2 protein-coding genes are annotated in these 1,436 nt (G+C 72.6%); one reads left to right on the top strand and one right to left on the bottom strand.

What is annotated here, in order from left to right; genetic code table 11:
* On the bottom strand, window positions 1-574 hold a 574-nt coding region (locus ITI46_RS34435; RefSeq protein ID WP_307808438.1), incomplete at its 3' end, for a DedA family protein.
* Between the two features lie 295 nt (window positions 575-869).
* Here ITI46_RS34435 and ITI46_RS34430 point away from each other — a divergent pair.
* Entirely contained in the window at window positions 870-1,088 is a 219-nt protein-coding gene (locus tag ITI46_RS34430; RefSeq protein ID WP_209243979.1) for a heavy-metal-associated domain-containing protein, read from the top strand.
* Window positions 1,089-1,436 lie beyond the last annotated feature (348 nt).

Genomic DNA, 1,436 nt, shown 5'->3' with positions numbered 1-1,436 from the left:
GCCCCAGCACCCGGCGCCACAGTCCCCGGTGCCGGAGCAGCCACCGTGCCGCGCAGGCAGCGCCCGCCAGTACGGCGGAGGCGCCCACTCCGATCAGTGCGCCGGACAGCGTTCCGGCCAGCGCTCGCCCGCCCCAGTAGCCGACCCCGACCGAGTAGGTGGCCCACAGCAGTTCGGCCAGACCCGAGCCCAGCAGGAAACGCCGGGCCGGATAGCCCACCGTCCCGGTGGCGAGCCCGCCGACGATGCGGCCACTGGGCAGGAAACGTACGGCGATCACAAAGGGCACCCCGTACCGCCTGACATGCTCCGCCGTCCAGTCCAGCGCCACCTTGCGCCGCGGGCCGACCGACAGCCAGCCGCGGGTCCGCGCGCCCGTTCGCCGTCCCAGCCAGTAGACCAGCGCGTCCCCGGCCAGCGCGCTGCCCGCCACCGTCAGCAGGAGCAGCGGGAGGGAGAGACGCCCCTCGGCCGCCAGCACCCCCGCCGCCGCGATCAGCGCCGAATTGGGCACCAGCGGAGGCAGGGTGGTGAGCCCTACGAGTCCGAGCGTCAGCCACAGCGCGCTCTCCACGCCGACCACCTGCCTTCGACCGGTGCGCCCCCTGCGGACGCCGCCTGTATGCCTCAGCTGACAGGCGGAAGTCCCCTGGGCACCACCGCCGTCCGACCATTGCGGGGACATCTCAGGGCGGGGCCGAGCAAACCCCTGAGGGGGTTTCGGGCAACGCATACGGCAAGAAAGCGGAGCTCGAGCCGAGCTTGGCGGATACCCTCTAGGGGTATACTGTTGACCTCGCGCACGCCACCCGGACGCCCGCCGCCCGGTCCCATTCGTGCGGTTCCCAGCAAGAGTTGAGGAGTGGGCCATGAGCACTGTCACGACCACCTACAAGGTTTCCGGAATGACCTGCGGCCACTGCGAGGGCGCGGTCTCCGAGGAGATCTCCCGGATCGAGGGCGTCTCGGCAGTGAAGGCCGTGGCCGCCTCCGGAGAGGTCACCGTCACCTCCTCCGGCGAGCTGGACGAAGCCGCCGTGCGCGATGCCGTGGACGAGGCGGGGTACGAGCTCGTCGGCCGGGCCTAGCCGACCGACGGCCGACCCCGCCACGAAGGGGCACCACCCTTTTATTGTCCCCCCTGGCCTCGGGCGCCCGCACCCGGAAGCGGGACCCCTCACCTGCGGTCCGCCCCCTTTCCGCCGCAGCGGCGCCCAGCCACAGACAGAGGTGACCGGCGGTGCCGAACTCGCCGCAATCGGTGGGTTCGGCACCGCCGGTCACGTGCGTTTCACGCCTCGCCGTCGCGGCGGGAAAGAGGGGCAGCGACGGGAAAGAGGGGCTCGCCATTGGGACAGGCGCCGAGAGGGGGCACCCCGCAGCGACTGCGCCCCGCGCAGCGAAAACCGCCCCCACGGTCCGGGCCCCCCCCCGGC

Source organism: Streptomyces oryzae, from assembly GCF_017676365.1.
Taxonomy (GTDB): Bacteria; Actinomycetota; Actinomycetes; order Streptomycetales; family Streptomycetaceae; genus Streptomyces; species Streptomyces oryzae.
The sequence above is the reverse complement of the archived record's forward strand: the minus strand, read 5'-3'. Positions and strand labels throughout refer to the sequence as shown.

Excerpts from the sequence above, each read along its gene's own strand:
- ITI46_RS34430 (WP_209243979.1), top strand. The coding sequence starts at position 870 with ATGAGCACTGTCACGACCACCTACAAGGTTTCCGGAATGACCTGCGGC.